A 23,228-nucleotide genomic window follows, 5' to 3' on the forward strand; every position below is an offset into this window, starting at 1 on the left:
AAAGTATAAGACCTAAAAATTATGATAAGAAAAATGAAATCGAAAAAATATTTCTTTAGCATATTAATGTCTTTACCAATATTTTTTTTTCTTGCTTCATGTAATGTTAAGAAACCTGCTACTGGAAACGAAGACGATATTTATGTTTTTGCAGATTCCACCGAATATTACGAACTTGAAGGTTCATTACTCACCGTATTCAACAAAATAATTTACACTCCTCAACCTGAAAATCTTTTTAATTTAATAAGAAAAGATATTACAACTCTTGAAAAATATAAAAACAAAAAAAATATAATTATAATAGCTCCCCTTAATTCCAATTCAGAAACTTCAAAATATATTAATCAACTTCTAAGTGATGATGTTAAAAAAATGGTTTATGCAGATTCAGTTTGTGTAATAAACAAATATAATCTCTGGGCAGATAATCAACTTGTAATGATTCTAACTTCACCTACAATTGAACAATTAAATAAAAATATTCTTAAAGAGAATGAAAACCTACTTTATTACTTTCAGAAAATATCAAACGATAGATTATTCAAAAGTTTGTATAACTCACGTTATGAACAAAAAGATGTAGAAGCAAGATTCCTTAGAGATTATGGCTGGATGATTTATGTTCAAACAGATTTTATTCTTGCAATTGAAAATCCTAAAGAAAGATTTGTGTGGTTAAGACGAGCTCCTGGAACCGATATGGAAAGATGGATATTTGTCCACTGGATCGATAATGCATCTCCTATTCTTTTAAATCGCGACTCTATTTACTCTATCAGAAATAAATTAACAGAAAAATTCTACAGAACTACAGACGATTCAAGTTATGTAGAGATATCTGATGATTTTAGAACAACCAAAGAAGTTAACTTCCTTAATCGTTACGCTTTAATGACACAGGGATTATGGCGAATGAAAGATGGTTCAATGGGCGGACCATTCATTAATTATACTTTCTATGATGAACCTACAAAAAGAATTTATATGCTCGATGGTTCAATTTATGCACCTAAGTACTACAAGAAAAAATTAATACAACAACTTGATGTTCTGCTGAGATCATTCTTAACAAAAAGAGAAGTTGATAAAGAAAGATATGAAGAATTAATGGAAGAACTTGAGTAGTTATTTATTTTCAATTAGTTTCAAAATATTTGATGGTATTTCAAAATTTTTCAATTCATTTCTAATTTTAGAAAGATAAATTTTTGCCAGTTCATATTTACCATATTGTATTTCATACATTGCTCTTAATGTTAGCATTGTTCCAACTATATTTTCAATAAAATTTATGTATTTATTTCTATTTTCTGGAAATCTTATTTTAAATTCTGGTAGTGGAGCAGGCACATATTCATTTCCCTTTACAACTTTAAATAAAAATAAATGCGGAATAACTTGATAACCATCTGGCAACTTAAATTCTCCTCTTTGCATTTCATTTTGAATAAGTTCTAATCCTATGTAAAAATCTCTTCTATCAATATTTTGAGAAATTAATCCAGTCAATATTCTTTGATAATATTTTTCTAATAATTGCGAATCATAACTTTCGGAGCGTTCAAATGGCTTTAATGCCAAAAGAAAATTGTTAATATCACTCTTAAGATTTTTTAATACATCTGGATTATTCCTTTCTATTTGATTATAGTACCAAGACCTTCTTAACAATTCTTTATCAATTACAACTACATCTTTTCTTTCATTCTCTACGTATTGAAAGTAGTATGATGGAGAAACAAAATAATCCCATTGATAAGTTAATATAATAGAATTTTTCCCCACACTATTTAAAATTGATCGAGTATAATCTTCAAATGTGTAAACATCCGATTGGTTTACCTTCGAGTAATTCTTTACAAACAATATGATAATGAAAACAACAGAAATGACAATTGAGTAATTGATATTATTAAGTTTTTCAAAAATAAATTTTATTCCATAAGCGGCTATTGATATTAAAATTATATATGTCAATAAAAAATATGAATCAATATCAACTATATCATAATTTATTGTGTATAAAAGTGCAAATAAAAATGTTATTAAATAGACATAAAAAAGTTTTTTATTAGATAAGAAGAATTCATAAAGACCTAAAAAAATAAGAACCAATCCAACGTATGCAAATTCATCTGGTAAATTCTGAATATAATAACTTAACTGCTTTTTTGCAGAATCAAACGAAGAAAATAACCACACCTGATATTGCTTACCTGTAAAGTGTCGCCAGAAATTTTCAAAATTAATGGGATTCCCCCAATTCAATTCTGGATTATTTGATGCTCGCACTGGAAGATAAAGATACAACAAAGATAATATTACAACCGATATGATAAGAGTTACACCAAACTTCTTAAGTCCATTATTTTTTTCTTTAATCAAAAAAAGAATTCCTGGAAATGGTAGCACAAGCAATGTAGTCATATGATTGGCAAAACCAAATGCAATTGCAATTCCAGCTCCAATCCATCCATACAAATTATTTTCACTTTTATAAAATGATTTTAATGTTAGATAAATAATTAAATTAAAGAGAAAGATTTGCAATGAATAAACTTCAACAGATGTTGATTGAAACCAGTATGTTTTACTGAAAGCTAAAAATAATCCACTTATTAAAGATATGATAATAACTATATTATTAATGTTCTTATCGTTCTTATTTTCTTTTTTCTTCTTGCGTTTTAATACTTCAAGCCGATTAAAATTAGAATTACTCAAAATTAGTTTTATGGATTTTATAAAAAATATAATTCCAGCAGCACACCATATCGATGCAAATAAATTTGCCAGATAGATTTTTGTAAATGGTAATGGAATTTTAAGAAACATATATCCCAGTATTGTAAAAATTGGATAACCTGTTGGATGAGCAATACCAAGAGTAGCTTGAACTGCTGCTAATTCACCAGAATCAATCTGAATAACACTCGGAGCTAATGTTAATAAATAAAAAAGAAATACAACAAGTCCTGCTAATTCAGCGTAGTATTTTCCAATAATCTTAGACTTTGCCAACATATTTTTCAAACAGTAATATGTTAGATTTTATAACGGAAATTAATTTTTGATTTAATTCTTCATTGCTCAAATTAAAGAAAGATGCTATCAAAGATTTTTTTTCTTCACTTGCAGGAAATATCACATTTGTAGTTGCAAAGATACATTGAATTGCAAACTCCAATTTTCTTAAGAATGTATAATTCTCATATATTAAAGTACAATCTTCTAAAGGTAAAAACTTTTTCAAGGTTTTTATAAAACCAAATGTGTTTCGACCTATTAACTGTGGTCTATTAAAAAATTGTGATTGTAAAATAAAATCTATTGTAATTAAACCACCATTCTGTTTCTTTATATTAAATGAAGAATCAACAAATGAAGGAATGCTTTTAGTTATTGATTTGTACATCTGAATCATTTCTTTATTAACTTGATTTTTATCCAGCAACTTTATGTGATTAACTAAAGTAATTTTGAATTTATTAAATAACTTTTTATTACCAGCTACAAATCGAAGTTTTGATAGAGCCTGAAATTCCCATACTCGAGCTCTTGATTTTAAATAGTGCTTATAATTTTCAATATCCCAGACAAGTGGTGAACTTTTCCCTTCGGGACGTAAACGAAAATCAACATCGAAATATTTTAATTCATTCTTAAGATGTTGAAGAAACTTTTGAAAATCATTATGAATTTCTGGATACTTAATTACGTCATCAGTAACAATTATTAAATCAATATCAGAAGAAAAATTTGGTACAGAAGCACCATAGCTACCAAGTGCTCCTATAAAAAAATTATACTTTGTGCTATATTCATACGATAGTTTGATAATTTTAAAATCAATATATCTACATATAAAATCCGATACTTTTTCAGTTGAAATCAATCCGAGTGTAAACTGAACTAATAAGATAAAAAGCAGTTGATTTGTATTATAATTAGCAATATAATCTTTAAGATTTTTTATCAATGCTTCATTCGATAAAAATAATTCTTCAACTGATTTATCTAATACCAATATTTCAATTGCTTTTGAACAATATTCACATATCTTAAGAAAGTTATTTAAATACTTTTTATTACTAAGTTGTGAATACCAGATTGAAGGAAATTTTGTTGCTCTAATTACTTTAACAAAATTATCAAGTGTAATATCTGGTGAAGTACATTTTTCAAGGTAATTTAGTAATAAAGGTTCAATCTGTTTAAACAAATCGATTGTTTTAAAATCAAATTCTTTCTGATCAAAATAGCCAAGACCACTACTTAGGTATTTAAAATTTTTTTCTGCTCTATTTAAATCCTTAAAACGAATGTTCTCCAAATTGAATTTTTCTTCTTTAATATCATCACCAAGAATATTATTGTAAATATTTCTAACACTTTTTCTGAAATAGCTAAGTTCTTTTTGAAAAATTTTTTCATCCGCATATTGAAGATATTTACATAATTTATAAAGTAATTCACCTTCTGATGGAATTAAATGAGTTTGTGTATCATTCATAAGTTGTAAGAAATGTTCTATTTTCCTATAAAGTATATATGCTTTAACAAGAATTTCCTTTTCATCTTTTTTAATAAGATTTTTTTGATATAACAATTCAATTGCTTTAAGAGTATTGCCAGTTCTTAATTCTTTAAAACGACCTCCATTTAAAAGCTGCAGTGCCTGTATAGAAAATTCAATATCTCTAATTCCTCCCTGAAATAACTTAACATTTTCTCTATCCTTATTATGCAACTCGATATTATGCTTCATCTTTTTTATCTGTTCAGTTAGAGATGTTGTAAAAGAAGATGGGAAAATATATGGTTGAAGAAAAGAATAGAATTTATTATATAAATCGTAATTACCACAAACATAAGCCAATTTAATCAGCATCTGTCGTTCCCAGTCTTCGCCTCTTGTCTCATAATATTTTGTGTAATCACTATAAGCTTTACACAAAGGTGAATATTTCCCATCAGGTCTCAACCTGAAATCAATTCTATAAATATAACCTCTATCAGTAATTTCAGTTGAAGATTTTATAAATAACAATGCAGCTTCGGAAAGGATCTCGTGATATTCTTTCTTAATTACATCAATAAACTCATTTTCATCATAAAATAAAATTAAATCTACATCTGAACTATAATTCAACTCATTACCACCAAGTTTACCAAGAGAGCATAAACAATATTTTCTCTCTGTCTGAATATTATATTTTGAAAGAATCTCGTTGTAACACAATTCAAATAAAACATTGAGAATTGAATTAGCCAGTGCACTTAATTGTTCGGTTATTGTGAAAAGATCGTTTAGATGGAGTATGTCTGTTAAACCAATTTTTAAAATATATCTTTTCTTAAATTGACGAATATAATTGAGTTTAGCATTAAAAGTAGAATATTTATTTATACCTATTTTGAGTTCACTGATTAAATCTTCTAAAGTTATTCTTTTTGTAAGATAATCCTGATCAAACAACTGGTACAGGTATTCTGGATTCCTTACAACAATATCTGTTAAATAGTTACTGCTTGCAGCAATAGCAATTATAATCTCGCTATGATGAGGATACCGTTCAAGTTCATTAAAAAAAGTATGTTTATCGTAAAGGGAATTAAATATTCTTAAAAGATTAGCTTCTGATGAAGCTGTAAAGTAATACTTCCCTGCTTCTTGTTCCATTAATTTTAAGACTCTATCAAAAACATCTGAAGATATTAATCCCTGTGTATAGTCAATAAGCTTGTTTATAAAATTTTCTGAAAAAGAAAAATTCATTTTAAATACTTAATTATTTTCGTTGTTTGTATAACAAAAATAATCCATCAAAACATAAATAGCACAATATTATTATTGGTATATTTGTAAAGTAAAATTAATGAAACTATTAAATAATGTAGCTTTATAAAGCACAGCAAAATGGAGTTCATTGCATTTCAGAACCCCATTATTTAACTTTCAAAATGAGAAAAACAGGAGAGATTAATGTTTAGCACATTGCTAAAGAAAATATTTGGTGACAAAAATACCCGAGCACTTAAAGAATTATGGCCTATTGTTCACCAGATTAATGAAGAATTTGAAAAATTAAAAGATCTTACAGACGAAGAACTCAAAGCTAAAACAACACAATTTAAAGAATATATTCAGAAAGAAACTGAAGAATTAAGAAATAAAATTGATGATTTAAAAAAACAACTAACCCAAATACAATCTGCAGAAGAAAAGCATAAAATATATGATGAAATAGAAGAACTTGAAAAAGAACTGGACGATAAATATGAAGAAATTTTGAATGAACTATTACCACAGGCATTTGCTGTAGTTAAAGAAACATGTCGTAGACTTGTTGGTAAATCATGGGAAGTAGCTGGTAATAAAATTACATGGGATATGGTTCCGTATGATGTACAATTACTTGGTGGTATTGTATTGCATCAGGGCAAAATTGCAGAAATGGCAACTGGTGAAGGTAAAACTCTTGTAGCCACTTTACCACTATATCTGAATGCATTGACTGGTCGTGGTGTTCATCTTGTAACTGTTAACGATTATCTCGCAAAACGAGATAGTCAATGGATGGGAGAAATTTTCAAATTCCATGGACTTACAGTTGGTTGTATTCTAAATTCTATGGATACAGAAGAAAGAATCAAACAATACCAGTGTGATATTACTTACGGAACCAATAATGAATTCGGATTTGATTACCTTCGCGATAATATGGCTGTTTCTAAAGATCAATGTGTTCAAAGAGGTCATAATTATGCTATTGTTGATGAAGTTGACTCTGTTTTAATTGATGAAGCAAGAACTCCTCTTATAATTTCAGGACCAGTTGAAAAAACCGAGCATAAATTTGATGAAATGAAACCAAAAGTCGAGCGACTTTTTAGAAAACAAGCCAACCTTGTTGCATCAATTGTAAAAGAAGCTGAACAACTTCTCCAATCAAATGATCCAAAGGATAGAGAAAAAGCTGGCATTTTATTACTTCGTGCATATAGAGGTTTTCCAAAAAATAAAGCTTTGATGAAATTATTAGCTGAACCAGAGAATAAAAAACTTCTTCATCAAACAGAACTTGAATTCTTAAAAGAAAATGCAAAACGAATGCCCGAAATTGATGAAGAACTTTATTTTGCTATAGATGAAAAACTTAATCAAATTGATTTAACAGAAAAAGGAAGAGAAGAATTAGCTCAAGGTTCATCTGAAGGGAAAGAATTTTTTGTAATACCAGATTTAGGAACAGAAATCAGTAAAATTGAAAATGATCCATCTCTTACACCGGAAGAAAAACTACGAAAAAAAGAAGAGTTATATCATTTATATTCAGAAAGATCAGATAGAATTCACACAATAAATCAATTACTAAAAGCTTATGCACTTTTTGAAAAAGATGTAGAATATGTAGTTACAGAAGATGGAAAAATTGCAATTGTAGATGAATTCACAGGAAGAATTCTCCCCGGCAGAAGATATTCCGATGGATTACATCAAGCAATTGAAGCTAAAGAGAATGTAAAAGTTGAACGCGATACACAAACACTTGCTACAATTACACTTCAAAACTATTTCCGCCTGTATAAAAAATTAGCAGGAATGACCGGTACAGCCGAAACTGAAGAAGCTGAATTCTATGAAATCTATAAACTCGAAGTTGTAGTAATTCCAACAAATAAACCTGTAATCAGAGTTGATGAGGATGATGCTATCTTCAGAACAAAAAGAGAAAAGTATAATGCAATTATTGAAAAGATTAAACAATTAAGAGAACAGAGAAGACCAGTACTTGTTGGAACAACCAGTGTCGAAGTTTCAGAAACACTAAGCAGAATGTTAAAACGCCAGGGCATTCCTCACAATGTATTAAATGCAAAACAACATCAAAGAGAAGCAGAAATTATTGCTTATGCAGGGCAACCTGGAGCTGTTACTATAGCAACAAACATGGCTGGTCGTGGTACTGATATAAAATTGGGTGCAGGTGTAAAAGAGCTTGGTGGATTATACATACTTGGAACAGAAAGACATGAAGCAAGAAGAATTGATAGACAATTAAGAGGAAGAGCCGGACGTCAGGGAGACCCAGGTACATCTAAATTCTTCATCTCACTCGAAGATGATTTAATGCGATTATTTGGTGGCGACCGCATAACATCAATTATGAGCCGTCTTGGTATGAAGGATGGTGAAGCAATTCAACATCCTTTAATTAGTCGCTCTGTTGAAAGAGCTCAAAAGAAAGTTGAAGAAAATAATTTTGCTATTCGTAAAAGACTTCTTGAATTCGACAACGTAATGAATCAACAACGAGAAGTAATTTATTCAAGAAGAAGACAGGCTCTTGAAGGTGAAAGACTCAAAGGAGAAATTTTTGAATATCTCGAAGAATTTGTCCACGATGTAGTGGATAAATATTTTGACGACGGAAACATCGAAAAAATTAAAGAAGAAATTTTCCAGCATACATTAATTGACCTTAAAATAGAATCAGATGTTATTGATAAAATTGGTAAAGATGGACTTATAAATAAAATCCTTGAAGCTGCAAAAGAATTTTATAATCGCAAAGAAGAGATGCTTGGTTCAGAATTAATGGCAAGACTTGAAAGATATGCTGTGTTGAGTGTTATCGATGAAAAATGGAAAGATCACCTTCGTGAAATGGACGACTTAAAAGAAGGAATTGGTTTACGAGCTTACGGTCAAAAAGATCCTTTACTTGAGTATAAAGCAGAAGCATATAATTTGTTTGTTCAACTTCTGGAACAAATTAGAAATGAAGTAATTTCATTTACATTTAAATTCTGGCCACAGGCACCAGTCGAAGTACAGGGTAGAAAACCAACTCCTCAGCAAAGATTACATACAATTAAGGATAGTGCAGATAATCTTGGCCTTCGTACTCAGCCACAAGAAAAAGTTGCACAGGTAAAGCAAAGACCAATTCGTGTAGAAGAAAAAGTTGGTAGAAATGATCCCTGTCCATGCGGAAGCGGTAAGAAATATAAAAATTGTCATGGAAAAAATGCTTAGAGGCTATTATGAAAAAAATTGAAGCAATAATTCGTCCTTTTAAACTCGACGAAGTAAAAGAAGCCCTTCTTGAAATTGGCGTTCATGGAATGACAATTACTGAAGTACGTGGTTATGGAAGACAAAAAGGTCATAAAGAAACTTATCGTGGAAGTGAATATCAAATCGAATTTGTTCCTAAATTAAAAATTGAAATTGTGGTTGATGATTCTTTATTAGAAAAAGTTGTTGATGCAATTTTAAACACTGCTAAAACTGGACAGGTTGGAGATGGTAAAATATTTATTTCTGATATAACTGACGCAATTCGTATCAGAACAGATGAATCTGGACCAGATGCATTATGAAAAATTTTAAAATAAAAATCCTGGTTTTACCTCTTATTTTTTCTTTATCTGGCTGTAGCCTATGGAAAGATTTCACAACTTATTTCAATACATATTATAACGCAAAAACTATATTCGATAGAACCGAAGAAGAAATTTTAAAGAAAAGAACAGATTTATTTGCATTCAGACTTGATGCTATTACACCACAACAAAAAAATGATCTTACTAAAGTAATTGAAAAATGTTCAAAAATTCTTCAATTCAATAAAGAATCTTCTTTTTTTGACGATGCTCTTTTTCTTACAGGTAAAGCATTTTATTATCAACAGGAATATGCAAGAGCTCAAAGAAAATTTTTAGAACTTGCAAACTTTCCAGAATCTGAATTTGCACTCGAAAATAAATTTTGGCTCGCTAAAACTCATCTCCAATTAAGAAACTTTGAAGAAGGTCTTAAACTATTAGAAGAAGTACAGTCAGAAGCATTAAACAAAGATGAAGAAAATATATTTATAGAAGCATCAATTTTTAAAATTGGATTTTATTTATTCAGACAGGAATATCAAACAGCTGTAAATGAATGCAATAATTTTTTAAATAATATTAAAAATAATGATGAAACAACTGCACTTGTCCTTTATCAGATGGGTAAAATTTATAATTTACTTGGGGATAAAGAAAATGCTTTAAAATCTTTTGCATCTGTTATTGAACATTCACCCACATTTGAAATTGAGTTTGAAAGTCGTCTCGAATATTCAAGATTATTAAAGGATATGGGAAGGATAGAAGAAAGTGAAAATACTTTGAACGAATTACTCTATCGAGGAAAATTTAAAAATCAAGAAGATAGAATTCTATTAGAACTTGGACAAATTTATGACGAGAAAAACGAACTCGATAAAGCCATAAACATTTTTATGACTATTGATTCTACTTATAAACAAAAACCAACTGCAGCATTTGCAGATTTAATGCTTGCAAAAATCTACGAAAACAAAATAAGAGATTATGATAGTTCATTCAAATATTACAACAAAACTGCATCTTCAAATTTAAGTCGAGAAATTAAAAACCAAGCATCTTCCCGTTATAGAATAATTGATAAATATTTTACTTACAAAAAAATTCTTTCCGATCTTTATTTGCAATTAACCTATTTAAATGATAATAATAGATTTATTAGAGATTCAATTGATTTCGATATTGCTTACAATCAGTATCTCGAAGAAACAAGAAAAAAACAAGAACAAAGTTCTCAACAAAGTGATCTCAGTATTTCTCAAAGATTACAGCAACGAGGTATTGAAACACCCCAGCAAGCACAACAAAAAAAATCTACTGATTCAAGTTTATACATCGATAAGAAACTAACTCTTGTAGAATTAATTGCACAGGGAAAAGCTAAAAAACCAACAAGACCTAAAATATCTGTGGATTCACTCAGAACAACCATTTCACAAAACCTTTATAACATTGGTAATTTATTCTTAACAGAATTAGAAGTAATAGACTCTGCTAAATTTTATTTTAATGAAATAATAAATAATTATTCAGATAAACCATATAAAGTTGATGCACTTTTTGCACTGGGAACTTATTATGAAACCAATAATCAGAAAGAGCAAGCAGATAGTCTTTACAGAATTATTTATGAAAATTATCCTAATCATAAATTATTTACAGAAGCAGGTAAAAAATTAGGCTTAATAAAAAGTGAAGATAAAAAACTGGTTGTAAACGATCCTGCAGAAAAACTTTATATTGAATCAGAAGAAAAATATTATAATAAAAAATACAACGAAGCTATTAATGGTTTTAAAAACATTTATTTAAATTACCCCCGCTCACCGTTTGCACCTAAATCGATACTTTTTATTGGTATGATTTACGAAGAACTAAATCAAAACGATTCTGCGGCTTTCTTCTACAGCATCTTATCTTCAAAAGAATATGCTTCTACTCCTTATGGTAAAGCTGTAATTGCAAAGTACACAGAATATAAAAATGAAAAAGAAAGAATGGAAAAAGAAGCTAAAGAGAAAGAAGAAGCCGAAAAGAAAAAAGCAGAAGAATTGAAATTAAAACAAGTAAATGCTGAAATTCCAAACGATGAAAGACCAGTTAATAAAAATAAAGTAAGTGGTGACGAAAAACCTGCAGATGAAAAAATAAAAACAGATTCTATTAAGGGAAATAATTATCAACAATTAAAAATAAAATCAGAAAATACAGACACATCAAAAATTGATACTACTAAAAAGCAAAAAATTAGATTAGAATAATTGGTTCAATAAATATTATGAACCGCAGGAAAGTTTTGGAACTTATTGAAGAAGGAGAAGGTGTTCATATTGAATTCAAACAGAGATTTTCTACCTTTGAAAAAATTGCTAAAGAATTAATTGCATTTGCAAATACAAGTGGTGGCTATTTAATACTTGGAGTAGATGATGATAAATCAATTTATGGAATTGAAAGCGAAAAGTCAGATTATGAATTAATTAAAGAAACTGCTGAAAAATATTGCGAACCACCTATCAAATTCAAAACTTATCTTTATGAAATTGAAAATAAAGAAATAATGGTTATTGAAGTTGAAGAATCTCAAAATAAACCCCATCGCATTCAGGATTATAAAAAGCATTTAGACATCAATACTGCTCAGGTTTATTTGCGTATTAACGATAAAAGTGTATTAGCCAGCAAGGAAATGATAAAAATATTGCAGACTCAAAATAGCGATAAATCACTTGTTAATTACACTGTAGGTAAAAATGAAAAAATTGTTTTTGACTATCTTGATAAACATGAAAAAATAACAGTTAAAGAGTTAAGCAGAATTGCAAACATTTCAGAAAGAAGGGCTTCGAGAACTTTAATTAAACTTGTAAGAGCAAATATTCTTTTCATTCATTTGAAAGAAAATGGAGAAAGTTATTTCACCTATGCTGGTTAATTTGTATCATAAATTCTTCTCAAATCAAATATTGCAATGCCATAAGCCACTGCAACATTTAATGATTGTTTAATTCCATATTGAGGAATTTCAATAGAAAAATCACACAAATCAAGTAAGTCTTGAGAAACACCACTAATTTCGTTTCCAATTAAAAGACATAATGGAAAATCATTTTTGGTAACATTATAATAAGGAATGCTCGAATCTGTTAATTCAAGTGCACAAATTTTAATTCCTTTGTTCTTAAGATCTATTATTACTTCTTTAGGATCTTTAACATACTCCCAAGTAACACTTTCTTGCGAGCCAAGTGCAGTTTTTAATACTTCTTTTTTTGGTGGATGAGGCGTATAACCACATAAATATAGTTTCTCAATCATTGCTCCATCAGAGGTACGAAAAATCGAACCAACATTATAACTACTACGAATACTATTTAGAACTACATAGACTGGCAATTTTTTTACTTGATGAAGTGTTTCAAGTGTACTTCTATTTTTAGAAATTTCTTCGTGTGTAAGTTTTTTCATAAATATTAAGATTTGTAAGTGAGTCTTAAGCCAACTATTCCAATAATAATTAAAAGAATAAATCCAATGCGAAGCAAATCTTTTGATTCATTAAAAAATAAAATCCCATAAGTAGCAGTACCAACAGCACCAATGCCTGTCCATATAGCATAAGCAGTTCCTACTGGAATATATTTAACACCTAATGACAAAAAATAAAAACTGAGCAACATTGTAATAATTGTAAAAACACTTTCCTTTAATTGAGTTAGTCCGTTACTATACTTTAATCCAATTGCCCAGCTTATTTCAAATATTGATGCTATGATAATGTATAACCAGCCCATAAAATTCTTTTATTATTTTCAAAATATATAAAGTTATTTGAGTATTTTAAAATAAACTGTATCAGCAATGTAAGAACCGAAAACTCCTATTCCATCACCATTTATATTTAGTCTTGGATCATGAAAATTTCCATCTATTTCCTGTACATTTCTGTAAGTTAAAACAAATTGTCTGAAGTTTTCGTCACCAGCATAAACTATAACTCTATAATTACCATAGAACCATGTATCAAGCCAGTCTATTTTAAAGTTAATCTTTTCTATGGACGAGTTTATATTCTGCAACCATTTTAATTGATATTTATAATAGTCGAAATTTTTTTTCAAATCATTCTTATCAATTTCAAAATATGGATTATCAAAAATAAATGTTGATGTATCTGCATCTAATGCAACTATTGAAAATAAATAGAAAGTTGTTCCGTTTGATGGAGAAAAAGTGATTTCAAAATTTTTTATTTCTCCTTTATCATCTGTTTCACGATATTTCAGTGAATCAAGAATGCTTTCTTCTCTCAAAATTTTAAAACCTTTCTTAGGAGTTTTAGTTATAGAACTTGCTTCTAATTTTTTTGAATCCACATATGCTGATACGATAAGCTTATAAGATTTATCATAATCAATTACCAAATCATTTTTATTGTACTCAAAAGAATATTTTGAAGGATTATATTCCAATTGATATTCTTTATTTGTTTGAAGATCAATTAGTTTAACAACAGCATTTGATAGAATAATGCTACCAGGATTAGGTGTTGTATTCAAAGGAAAATTTCGTGTTATTCTAATGTTCTCAACTTTTTTCTCTGGAATTAAATATCCTTCAATAACAATTTTAGGTGAATATATATCTGGACCAATATTTACAGTTGGTTCTCCACAAGAAATTAACATAACTATAAAAACTATCGACAAAAATACTCTCATACTTTCCTCACTAAAATTTTATACTCACACCAATACTTGGCAGAATTGGAAACATTGAGACATTATCGGTTTTAATCTTTATTATGCCTCCTTTAATTTCTTCTTCGTATCTAATAAACCATACATTCTTACGATTTAATAGATTGAAAATTTGTAAGTATGGTGTAAGAGACCATCCTTTATAATGAATTTCGTAATTCAAGTTGAAGTCTAACCTTGCATAATAAGGTAATCTATATTGATTAATAGACGAAGGATAAAGTGAAATACTCGGCAGCCCATATTCCCAGTCTGGTGCAGAATTAAAAAGATAAACAGAAGATGGTAATGTAATTGGTTGTCCAGAAAAGTAAGTAAAACTCAAACCAGCAGTCCATTTCTTATCCGAGTTAATAAATGGTTTTCCTTTAATTTCATTTATAATATTATTAAGATCAAAGTTTGTTACAATATTGATTGCATGAGTTCTATCGTGTCGTGGATTAAATGGTTTTCCATTATTAATATTTTCAATTGTAAATTCTGTGCGTGCCAGTGAATAAGCAAACCAGCCTGTTATTGCACCTGCATCTTTTCTAATTAATAATTCTATGCCATAAGATTTTCCATTACCACTGTTAAAAATACCTTTTGTTGAACCATAAATAGGTTTACCTTCCTCTGTATAACCAACATTTTCAACATCAACATGCATATTGTAATTGTATGAATAAATGTTATTGTATTTCTTATAATATGTTTCAAGTTCCAGTGTAATATTTTCCTGTATTTGTCTCTGGTATCCAATTATTGAATGAAGAGCACTTGAGCCTTTAACATATTTATCAGAAGCTGTCCATATACTTACCATAAATACTCTTGGTATTTGATGAGCGTATTGATGTACAATTCCAGTAGATAGTTTTAAGTTACTTTTTTCACTCAAACGATATTTAATTGTAAGACGTGGATCGATACTGCTATAATTTTTATCTGATTCAAGATAGTCGCCACGAATACCTGCTTCAATATCCCACAATACATTGGGTTTCCAGTTTGATGAAAAATATGCTGAGTAGAGTTTGGGATGTTTCGTTACATCAACTTTCCCTCCAGGAAGTTCTTCTTTCAAACCACCGTTTACATTTTTCCATTCCAAACCAAATTTAAAACTGAAAGATTCATTATAAAAATATTCCAGTGCACCTTTCAAAGTAAAATCTTCAATTCTATTTCTTTCTTCGAACTCAGCTTCATTAAATACAAATTCAGAAAAAAAGCCACTTGCAGTAAACCAGAAGTTACCAAATAATTTAGGAGTAATTACACTACGCCAGTTAATGCTACCTGTTTGATTTCCCCACTTGTAGTTAAATCCAAAAGATTGAGATCTGTCCTTATCAAATATATAATTCAAATCATCAATGCCACCATAAAAGCTAATGCTTAGTTTGTTAGAATTATTCAAATCGAAAAATGCTTTGAAGTTACCATCAAGAAAATAATAATCGGGAATATCATCAATAAATTTTGCAACAGTTTGATCGAGATAAGTTCTTCTTAACGAGCCAGATAAAGAACCAATTTTTCCAATTGGCATTTGTAATGTTGTATTAAATGAAAGTAAACTTAAAGATGCTTTCCCTTCAAAATTATTTCTATTACCATCATTATTAATAATATTGATCACAGAGGATAATCTACCTCCATATTCTGCTCCAAATCCTCCTTTATATACTTCCACTTTTTTTATCGCATCTGTATTAAAAGTTGAAAACAATCCAAAAGCATGTTGAGGATTATAAACATCTGTACCATCTACAAGAAAAAGATTTTGATCGGGAGTTCCGCCTCTTACATAAATTGCAGATGAAAAATCGGATACTGGCAAAATACCTGGTAAACTCTGAAGTGTCCTCAATAAATCTGATTCCACCACCTGTGGAACTTTACTTATTTGAATGGGTGTAATTTCAATTTTTGATACTGGTTTATTAAATAATTTATCTACTAAACTAATTGAATCAGCAGAAACAACTATCTCTTCGCTTACAATTTCTGTTGGCTCTAATTTTATATCCAGCCTTTTCTTTTCGTCACTTTGAAAAACTATTTCTTTACTAAAAGTTTTATAACCAACATAGCTAACTATCAATTCATATTTACCAGGCGTTATATTTGGAATAACATAATAACCACTTAAATTTGTGCTTGCCCCTAAATTTATTCCTTTAAGATAAACATTAGCCCCAATTAATCCTTCTCCAGTTGAAGAATCATATACAAATCCACTCAGTGATGCATTTTTATTTTGTGAGTATGAATTAATGTACAATAAAACTATTGTTAAGCACGTAAATATTTTCTTCACCATAGAATTGAATTTATTTGATATGTAAAGCTATAAAATTAACTATACAAAATTAAAATCATTTTATGAACAAAGAAAAACATTAATATTTCCCGATTCTTTTCATAATCATGACAGAAAAACATTAATGTAGCAATCACAGATTATTAAAAGCAAATGATGATTTGTTTCGAGTTATGAAAAAAATATTTGTAATTTAACAAAGGTTAATAATAAAATTCTATCTCTAAACATAATTTAGAATAAAAAATAATTACAGAGGTTTTCATGAAAACCATCATCGAACCTTTCAAAATAAAAACCGTTGAACCTATAAAATTTACCACTAAAGAAGAGAGAATTAAAATACTGAAAGAAGCTGGCTACAATACATTTTTAATTCATGCAGATGATGTTTTAATTGATTTATTAACTGATAGTGGTACATCAGCAATGAGTTCAGAACAATGGAGTGGTATAATGAGAGGCGATGAATCTTACGCAGGAGCAAAAAGTTTTTACAGGTTCGAAGCTGCGGTAAAAAAAATCACAAATCATAAATTTATAATTCCAACACATCAGGGAAGAGCTGCAGAAAAAATTCTTTTCTCTATTCTGGGTGGTAAAGGAAAATATTTTGTCAGCAACACTTTCTTTGATACAACAAGAGCAAATATTGAATTTACAGGAGCAGAAGCAATAGATTTACTTTGTGAAATTGGTAAGCATCCAGAACAGAGAGCTCCTTTCAAAGGAAACATAGACATAAATGCACTTGAAAATTTTATTAACAAAGTTGGTAAAGAAAATATCCCTCTCGTAATGCTTACAATAACTAATAATTCAGGTGGAGGTCAACCTGTTTCTATGGAAAACATAAGAGAGGTAAGAAAAATATGCGATAAATATAATATACGCTTTTACTTCGATGCATGCCGTTTTGCAGAAAATGCTTACTTCATAAAACTTAGAGAAAAAGGTTATCAAAACAAAACAGTTTTAGAAATTGTTCAGGAAATGTTTTCATATGTTGATGGCTCTACAATGAGTGCAAAAAAAGATGCACTTGTAAATATTGGTGGATGGCTTTCTTTAAATGATGAAGAATTAGCAACAAAATGTAGAAACTTATTAATTGTTACAGAAGGCTTTCCCACTTATGGTGGTTTAGCAGGAAGAGATCTCGAAGCAATTGCTCAGGGACTCGAAGAAGTTATTGATGAACATTATTTAAAATACAGAATTAGAAGTATTGAATATCTCGGCGAAAAACTTTTAGCTGCTGGTGTGCCAATTATTGAACCACCAGGTGGACATGCTATTTATATTGATGCAAAAAGATTTGCTCCCCATATTCCACCAGAACAATATCCTGGACAATCAATTGTGTGCGAACTTTACATTGAAGGTGGCTTAAGAACAGTTGAAATTGGTTCGGTTATGTTTGGAAAATATGATAAACAAACTGGGAAATTAATTCCTGCAATGATGGAACTTGTTCGTCTGGCTATTCCTCGACGAGTTTATACTCAAAGTCATATTGATTATGTTGCTGAAGTAGTCACCGAAGTTTTTAATCATCGTGAACTTTTAAAAGGTTATAAAATTATTTATGAAGCTCCAGTGTTAAGACATTTCACAGCAAGATTTCAACCAATTTAAGGACACATTGAATGAAAGCAAAAAAGTATTATAAAGTAGATTATCCAAATCAAATCTGGAGATTATTAATATCAGACAAAGATAAATTAATAATCGAAACTCGTAATCCTGAAACAAAAGAAGCTTTCTTTAATTGCTTCGACATCAATAATAAAAAAGTTTTATTCGACAATTTTCAATTAGAAGAAAAATATTATGTTGGAATAGAAACTGTACATAACGAAATCATATATTTTCATAAATTTCCAAAACCTGATTTACCAAATCACAAAGAAATAATTGCTTTCGACATAAATTCTCAAAAAATATTATGGATAAATGATGAACTTTCTTTTCTCTTTGCTTTCGAAGATAAAATATTTGCTTTCAAACAAGGATTTGAAGAAAGATATTTTTATGCATTGAATTATTTTGATGGTAATTTAGTTGATGATTTTGGTAATGATTATTTAAAAATAAATTCTTTAAGAAAGAAAGCAGAAGAACAAAAAGATTACAGCAATTATATTTTTCCTCAAGTATATTATAAAGATGATAACCAGATTTCAGAAATAATAGATTACTTAATTAAAAAGAATATCACAGGAAACATAGAATTCAATCTCTATAAAAAAATCTTATTACTAAGTTTCCACTTAACTAATAATGACAACAACTTAAGCAATCATTTTATAGCCTTTGATTTAGAAAAAGAAAAAATTATAATTTCAGAAATATTAAATAAAAACACTAAATCATTCATGACAGATTCATTTTTTATGTATAAAAATTTTTTAATATTATTAAAAGAAAAAAATGGATTGATTATATATAAACTGGAATAAAAAAATGGAACTCTCACAAGAAGAGAAAAAAATCCTTCTTAAAGCTGCACGCACTTCAATAAGTTCAATTTTTACTGATGAAAAGTTACCGCAAGTCGATTATGAAAAATATCCAGCATTAAAATCACATGCAGGAGCATTTGTTACATTAACAGAACATGGTCGACTGCGTGGATGCATTGGATATATAACTTCTGATAAACCTCTTTACGAAACAGTTTGTGATGCAGCTATAAGTGCTGCTATAAATGATCCACGCTTTCCCCCTGTAAGAGAATCTGAACTTGATGATATCGAGATTGAAATCTCAATTCTATCTGAGCCTTTTCCTCTCAACAGTTATGACGATATCATTATAGGAAAGCATGGTTTGATATTAGAAGAAAAAGGGAGACGGGGCTTACTTCTTCCTCAAGTTCCAATTGAACACAATATGAACAAAGAACAATATCTTGATGCTATCTGTCAAAAAACAGGTTTTCCTGCTGGCTACTGGAGAACTAAACAATTAAAATTAAGTGGTTTTACAGCACTTGTATTTAATGAAAAAGAACTGGAGGAAAAATGAAACAAGTAAGAGAGCCATCTGTTGCAGGAATGTTCTATCCTTCTTCTCCTTCAAAATTAAGAGAAGAGATTCAAATTCTTTTAGATACATCAAAGCTATCAGAAAATATAGATAATATTCTGGGAATTATAGCACCACATGCAGGATATATATATTCAGGAAAAACTGCCGCATATGCTTATAATGCAATTAAAGGTAAAAATTATAATACTGTAATTATTATTTCACCAAGTCATCGTGAATATTTTGCAGGAATTTCTATATATAATGGAGACGCATATAAAACTCCTTTAGGAGAAGTGCCAATCAATAAAAATATCTCTTCGCAATTAACAGCTGGTAGCAAAATTATTTTTGAAGGGATTCAGGGGCATCGTGCTGAACATGCAGTTGAAGTTCAAATACCTTTTCTTCAAACTGTTCTTGAAAACTTTTCGATTGTTCCAATTGTTCTTGGCGATCAAAATCGTGTATTTGTTTATGAACTTGCAAACTCGCTTTCAAAAGTAGTGGATGAAAATACATTAATTGTAGCCAGTTCAGATTTATCACATTACTATTCAAAAAGAACAGCTGATGAATTAGATTCAATTGTAGAAAAACATATTTCAAACTTCGATTACGATGGACTTCAAAAAGATTTAGAAAATAATAAATGCGAAGCATGCGGAGGCGGTGCTATCGTTGCATTAATGAGAACAGCCGACTTAATAAACAAAAGAAAATCTAAAGTTCTTCATCGTTCAGATTCGGGAGATGTTTCAGGGGACTTTTCAGAAGTTGTTGGTTATCTTTCCGCTGCAATTTATAATTAATACAATTTACAAAACATTAAAGGATATTATATGAATAAACTCCAGCACTTATTTATAAAAAACCAGAATTGGGCTACAAATATTAAAAAACATAATCCTGATTTTTTTACCAGGCTCTCACAACAACAAAAACCAGAATACTTATGGATAGGTTGCTCTGATAGCAGAGTACCTGCTAATCAAATAGTTGATTTAATGCCTGGTGAAATATTTGTTCATCGTAATATTGCAAATGTAGTTGTACATACAGATTTGAATTGCCTTTCAGTAATCCAGTATGCCGTTGAAGTACTTGAAGTTAAACATATTATTGTGTGCGGGCATTATGGTTGTGGAGGAATTAAAGCAGCTTTAGAAAATAAAGATCATGGATTAATTGATAACTGGCTACGTCATATAAAAGATGTTTATAGAATTCATAAAGATAAGTTTAATGATATTACAGATGAAGAACATAAACTCAGTTTATTATGTGAATTAAATGTAATCGAACAGGTTAATAATGTATGCAATACAACTATTGTTCAAAATGCATGGAAATCAAATAAAGAACTTACTGTTCATGGATGGATTTATAGTATTAAGGATGGATTGCTTAAAGATTTAAACGTAAGCATATCTAACTTAGACCAGAGAAATACTTTTAATAAAAAGGAGTAAAAAATGGAACAAACTAATAATATTAATTTAGAGCAAAATTCTACAGAACAATCACAAACATTCTCTCCTTTTCAAATAACATTTGGTAAAATGATTAAAGATATGCGTTTTGTTGGTCTATTTACAATAATTTATGGAGCAATAACATGTCTTTCAATAATTGGAGCGATAATTGGAGTACCTATTATTTTAATTGGTCTAAGAATTAGAGAAGCTGCTGAACAATTTGAAATCTTTAAAGCAACTAACCAGGCAGGTGCATTAAGAACGGGATTTGAACTGCAGGGCAAATTTTTCCGTATAACAAAAATCTTAATTATTGTTGGTATAATTTTAACAATTATATGGATTGCTTTAATAATAATTTTTATTGCTTCAGGATTAAGTACATTATGGGAAATGAAAAATTTTGAATACAATACAATATAACTTACACCTGAAGACTAATTTTTTATCTAAATCTAATTACAAAATAATTTCTCAATTACAGTGGTTACTGTAATAATTATTACTAAATTGTTAAAGCATTTATAAAATTTTTTTAATTAAATGGAGTTTTTATGAAAAAAACTTTTTTAGCTCTCTTTTTATCTTGTGTTGTAATTTATGCACAAGATCAGCAAGATATGATGAAAGCATGGATGGAATATATGACTCCTGGTCCCATGCATGAATTACTTTCAAAGAATGTTGGAACCTGGAAAGTAGATATGACAATGTATGATATATACACAGGTTCAGAAAACAAAATAGAAGGAACTTCGGTTACAGAATCTATTCTCGGTGGAAGATATTTTAAAACTACTTACAGTGCAGATATGATGGGAATGCCTTTTGAAGGGATTGCAATAGATGGTTACGATAATAAAGAAAAAAAATTTTACAGTTACTGGATTGATAACATGGGAACTGGAATGCTAATTATGAAAGGCGATTTTGACAATGCAACAAAAACTTTTACATATACCGGAGAATCATTTGATCCTATGACTGGTAAACAACTAAAAATACGTTCAGTAACAAAAATTATAGACGAGAATAAATTTTCAAATGAAATGTTTTCTATCTTTGAAGATAAAGAATACAAAATGTTTGATGCAGTTTATACAAGAAAATAAACAAAGCCCGGGTATCACCGGGCTTTTTATTTAGAAATGACAATTCAATAATGGTAATACTTTTGTAACACCAGTATTATTTTTTGCTATATTTATAAGTCCAAATTGAAATCCATATAATTCTTCTGCAATATTTACTACACCAATTACAACACCTTTCTGAATACCATCAATTTTATGGAATGAAGAAATAGATACACCATGTAAATCATTTAATTCAACCCAGCCTGGAGTAATATTTAATCCATAAAAACTATCTGCTTCCAATTTATAACCTGAGATATTAATTCCTTTAATTGAGCCTCTTGATACGCTTGCAAGTACAGCTTGATTCAATCCATATATGTTTCCACTGCTAACCAGTGCCAGACCACCTATATTAATTCCGCATATATTTTCTTTTGCAACTATTGCCAGGCCACCAACATTTATTCCTTCAACTTTATCTTTTGATACAATTGCAAGACCTCCAATATTCAATCCCTGAATTTTACCTTTTGACACTGTTGCTAAACCACCAATATTTATTCCTCTAATATTTTGATTACTGATCAGAGCCATTCCTCCAAAGCTGAAACCAATAATATTTCCTTTTGCAATGGTAGCAAGTCCTGCAAAATTAATTCCCGAAATATTCTCTTTTGCAACTGTAGCTAAACCTCCAAAATTAAATCCTTCCATATTACCACCTACAGTCGCAATGCCGCCAATATTTATTCCTCTTAGATGTTTTTTACCGAGAACAGCTGCAAGACCAATCGATATACCATTAATACTTCTACCAGCAGGTGCAAGACCTAAAGCTATTCCATTAATTGATAAATCCAGAGTATTTTTAGGATTCCATAATGTGATATTAATACCACTAACTTTTTTTACATCACAATCAGTAACATTTAGTCTTATCCCATTCCAGTATTCTGAATTACCAAAGCTTATCCCGATTGATTTTATTCCAATATCAATACTAGAATGAGAACATTTTACTTCAGTTGAATCTTCGTCCAAAATTTCAAACTGTGCATTATTAATAGTTATAGCAATAAAAAATAATATTAATAGCAATCGCTTCATTTTTTTATAACTCCTTAATTTGTGCACCAATTTAGACGAACATATCCACAAATGAGTT

19 protein-coding genes are annotated in these 23,228 nt (G+C 29.3%); 12 read left to right on the forward strand and 7 right to left on the reverse strand.

All coding sequences use genetic code 11. The features are described 5' to 3' along the window. Positions 1 to 33 precede the first annotated feature (33 nt). On the forward strand, positions 34 to 1,128 hold the full coding sequence (locus VJY38_RS04550) for a DUF4837 family protein (RefSeq protein ID WP_353679483.1): 1,095 nt from the start codon (positions 34 to 36) through the stop codon (positions 1,126 to 1,128). Here VJY38_RS04550 and VJY38_RS04555 read toward each other — a convergent pair whose 3' ends face one another. After that, entirely contained in the window at positions 1,129 to 3,027 is a 1,899-nt protein-coding gene (locus tag VJY38_RS04555; RefSeq protein WP_353679484.1) for a protein O-mannosyl-transferase family, read from the reverse strand. Continuing rightward, positions 3,011 to 5,782 (reverse strand): [protein-PII] uridylyltransferase family protein, encoded by a 2,772-nt coding sequence (locus VJY38_RS04560; RefSeq protein WP_353679485.1) that lies wholly within the window; start codon positions 5,780 to 5,782, stop codon positions 3,011 to 3,013. Before VJY38_RS04560 ends, VJY38_RS04555 begins: the two co-directional genes overlap by 17 nt. Before the next feature lie 207 nt (positions 5,783 to 5,989). Here VJY38_RS04560 and secA point away from each other — a divergent pair, with 207 nt between their 5' ends. Genes secA through VJY38_RS04580 form a run of 4 tightly spaced genes read left to right on the forward strand, consistent with a single transcriptional unit; the run spans position 5,990 to position 12,334 of the window. After that, positions 5,990 to 9,046, forward strand: a complete 3,057-nt coding sequence (gene secA / locus VJY38_RS04565; protein ID WP_353679486.1) for a preprotein translocase subunit SecA — start codon at positions 5,990 to 5,992, stop codon at positions 9,044 to 9,046. A gap of 8 nt (positions 9,047 to 9,054) precedes the next feature. Then, positions 9,055 to 9,393: a P-II family nitrogen regulator gene (locus VJY38_RS04570; protein ID WP_353679487.1), complete on the forward strand. Its 339-nt coding sequence runs from the start codon at positions 9,055 to 9,057 to the stop codon at positions 9,391 to 9,393. Then, positions 9,390 to 11,660, forward strand: coding sequence for a tetratricopeptide repeat protein (locus VJY38_RS04575; protein WP_353679488.1), 2,271 nt, complete (start codon positions 9,390 to 9,392; stop codon positions 11,658 to 11,660). Before VJY38_RS04570 ends, VJY38_RS04575 begins: the two co-directional genes overlap by 4 nt. A 35-nt stretch (positions 11,661 to 11,695) precedes the next feature. Continuing rightward, positions 11,696 to 12,334: an AlbA family DNA-binding domain-containing protein gene (locus VJY38_RS04580; RefSeq protein WP_353679489.1), complete on the forward strand. Its 639-nt coding sequence runs from the start codon at positions 11,696 to 11,698 to the stop codon at positions 12,332 to 12,334. On the opposite strand, the gene VJY38_RS04585 is transcribed toward VJY38_RS04580, so the two are convergent. Genes VJY38_RS04585 through VJY38_RS04600 form a run of 4 tightly spaced genes read right to left on the reverse strand, consistent with a single transcriptional unit; the run spans position 12,331 to position 16,473 of the window. Further along, positions 12,331 to 12,867, reverse strand: coding sequence for an RNA methyltransferase (locus VJY38_RS04585; RefSeq protein WP_353679490.1), 537 nt, complete (start codon positions 12,865 to 12,867; stop codon positions 12,331 to 12,333). The genes VJY38_RS04580 and VJY38_RS04585 overlap by 4 nt on opposite strands. Positions 12,868 to 12,872: 5 nt before the next feature. Beyond that, positions 12,873 to 13,193, reverse strand: coding sequence for a DMT family transporter (locus VJY38_RS04590; protein WP_353679491.1), 321 nt, complete (start codon positions 13,191 to 13,193; stop codon positions 12,873 to 12,875). A gap of 33 nt (positions 13,194 to 13,226) precedes the next feature. Further along, a complete protein-coding gene (locus VJY38_RS04595) occupies positions 13,227 to 14,120 on the reverse strand; it encodes a DUF4249 family protein (RefSeq protein WP_353679492.1) in 894 nt (297 codons plus the stop codon). Positions 14,121 to 14,130: 10 nt separating this feature from the next. Next, the gene (locus VJY38_RS04600; protein ID WP_353679493.1) at positions 14,131 to 16,473 is read right to left on the reverse strand and encodes a TonB-dependent receptor; all 2,343 of its coding nucleotides are present in this window, start codon (positions 16,471 to 16,473) and stop codon (positions 14,131 to 14,133) included. A 264-nt stretch (positions 16,474 to 16,737) separates the two neighbouring features. Here VJY38_RS04600 and VJY38_RS04605 point away from each other — a divergent pair, with 264 nt between their 5' ends. From VJY38_RS04605 to VJY38_RS04635, 7 genes are all read left to right on the forward strand, one after another. Continuing rightward, the gene (locus VJY38_RS04605; protein WP_353679494.1) at positions 16,738 to 18,111 is read left to right on the forward strand and encodes a tryptophanase; all 1,374 of its coding nucleotides are present in this window, start codon (positions 16,738 to 16,740) and stop codon (positions 18,109 to 18,111) included. Between the two features lie 11 nt (positions 18,112 to 18,122). After that, on the forward strand, positions 18,123 to 18,935 hold the full coding sequence (locus VJY38_RS04610) for a DUF4905 domain-containing protein (protein WP_353679495.1): 813 nt from the start codon (positions 18,123 to 18,125) through the stop codon (positions 18,933 to 18,935). A 4-nt stretch (positions 18,936 to 18,939) separates the two neighbouring features. Next, positions 18,940 to 19,503 carry an AmmeMemoRadiSam system protein A gene (amrA, locus tag VJY38_RS04615; RefSeq protein WP_353679496.1) on the forward strand — a complete coding sequence of 188 codons (564 nt, stop codon included), beginning with the start codon at positions 18,940 to 18,942 and terminating at the stop codon, positions 19,501 to 19,503. After that, entirely contained in the window at positions 19,500 to 20,318 is an 819-nt protein-coding gene (gene amrB, locus VJY38_RS04620) for an AmmeMemoRadiSam system protein B (protein WP_353679497.1), read from the forward strand. The genes amrA and amrB overlap by 4 nt, the downstream gene beginning before the upstream one ends. Before the next feature lie 30 nt (positions 20,319 to 20,348). Continuing rightward, positions 20,349 to 20,978, forward strand: a complete 630-nt coding sequence (gene can, locus VJY38_RS04625; protein ID WP_353679498.1) for a carbonate dehydratase — start codon at positions 20,349 to 20,351, stop codon at positions 20,976 to 20,978. Between the two features lie 3 nt (positions 20,979 to 20,981). After that, positions 20,982 to 21,407, forward strand: a complete 426-nt coding sequence (locus VJY38_RS04630) for a DUF5362 domain-containing protein (protein WP_353679499.1) — start codon at positions 20,982 to 20,984, stop codon at positions 21,405 to 21,407. Between the two features lie 131 nt (positions 21,408 to 21,538). Then, positions 21,539 to 22,096: a DUF1579 domain-containing protein gene (locus VJY38_RS04635; protein WP_353679500.1), complete on the forward strand. Its 558-nt coding sequence runs from the start codon at positions 21,539 to 21,541 to the stop codon at positions 22,094 to 22,096. Positions 22,097 to 22,126: 30 nt separating this feature from the next. Here VJY38_RS04635 and VJY38_RS04640 read toward each other — a convergent pair whose 3' ends face one another. After that, positions 22,127 to 23,170 (reverse strand): hypothetical protein, encoded by a 1,044-nt coding sequence (locus VJY38_RS04640; RefSeq protein ID WP_353679501.1) that lies wholly within the window; start codon positions 23,168 to 23,170, stop codon positions 22,127 to 22,129. Between the last annotated feature and the right edge of the window lie 58 nt (positions 23,171 to 23,228).

The sequence above is a fragment of the Rosettibacter firmus genome (assembly GCF_036860695.1).
Taxonomy (GTDB): Bacteria; Bacteroidota; Ignavibacteria; order Ignavibacteriales; family Melioribacteraceae; genus Rosettibacter; species Rosettibacter firmus.

What these genes read in the sequence shown, in the direction of transcription:
- VJY38_RS04585 (WP_353679490.1), bottom strand. Translation starts at nt 12,867, where the DNA reads ATGAAAAAACTTACACACGAAGAAATTTCTAAAAATAGAAGTACACTT.
- VJY38_RS04595 (WP_353679492.1), bottom strand. Translation starts at nt 14,120, where the DNA reads ATGAGAGTATTTTTGTCGATAGTTTTTATAGTTATGTTAATTTCTTGT.
- VJY38_RS04630 (WP_353679499.1), top strand. Translation starts at nt 20,982, where the DNA reads ATGGAACAAACTAATAATATTAATTTAGAGCAAAATTCTACAGAACAA.
- VJY38_RS04570 (WP_353679487.1), top strand. Translation starts at nt 9,055, where the DNA reads ATGAAAAAAATTGAAGCAATAATTCGTCCTTTTAAACTCGACGAAGTA.
- amrB (WP_353679497.1), top strand. Translation starts at nt 19,500, where the DNA reads ATGAAACAAGTAAGAGAGCCATCTGTTGCAGGAATGTTCTATCCTTCT.
- VJY38_RS04550 (WP_353679483.1), top strand. Translation starts at nt 34, where the DNA reads ATGAAATCGAAAAAATATTTCTTTAGCATATTAATGTCTTTACCAATA.
- VJY38_RS04635 (WP_353679500.1), top strand. Translation starts at nt 21,539, where the DNA reads ATGAAAAAAACTTTTTTAGCTCTCTTTTTATCTTGTGTTGTAATTTAT.
- secA (WP_353679486.1), top strand. Translation starts at nt 5,990, where the DNA reads ATGTTTAGCACATTGCTAAAGAAAATATTTGGTGACAAAAATACCCGA.
- VJY38_RS04555 (WP_353679484.1), bottom strand. Translation starts at nt 3,027, where the DNA reads ATGTTGGCAAAGTCTAAGATTATTGGAAAATACTACGCTGAATTAGCA.
- VJY38_RS04610 (WP_353679495.1), top strand. Translation starts at nt 18,123, where the DNA reads ATGAAAGCAAAAAAGTATTATAAAGTAGATTATCCAAATCAAATCTGG.
- can (WP_353679498.1), top strand. Translation starts at nt 20,349, where the DNA reads ATGAATAAACTCCAGCACTTATTTATAAAAAACCAGAATTGGGCTACA.
- amrA (WP_353679496.1), top strand. Translation starts at nt 18,940, where the DNA reads ATGGAACTCTCACAAGAAGAGAAAAAAATCCTTCTTAAAGCTGCACGC.
- VJY38_RS04600 (WP_353679493.1), bottom strand. Translation starts at nt 16,473, where the DNA reads ATGGTGAAGAAAATATTTACGTGCTTAACAATAGTTTTATTGTACATT.
- VJY38_RS04605 (WP_353679494.1), top strand. Translation starts at nt 16,738, where the DNA reads ATGAAAACCATCATCGAACCTTTCAAAATAAAAACCGTTGAACCTATA.
- VJY38_RS04590 (WP_353679491.1), bottom strand. Translation starts at nt 13,193, where the DNA reads ATGGGCTGGTTATACATTATCATAGCATCAATATTTGAAATAAGCTGG.
- VJY38_RS04560 (WP_353679485.1), bottom strand. Translation starts at nt 5,782, where the DNA reads ATGAATTTTTCTTTTTCAGAAAATTTTATAAACAAGCTTATTGACTAT.
- VJY38_RS04640 (WP_353679501.1), bottom strand. Translation starts at nt 23,170, where the DNA reads ATGAAGCGATTGCTATTAATATTATTTTTTATTGCTATAACTATTAAT.
- VJY38_RS04575 (WP_353679488.1), top strand. Translation starts at nt 9,390, where the DNA reads ATGAAAAATTTTAAAATAAAAATCCTGGTTTTACCTCTTATTTTTTCT.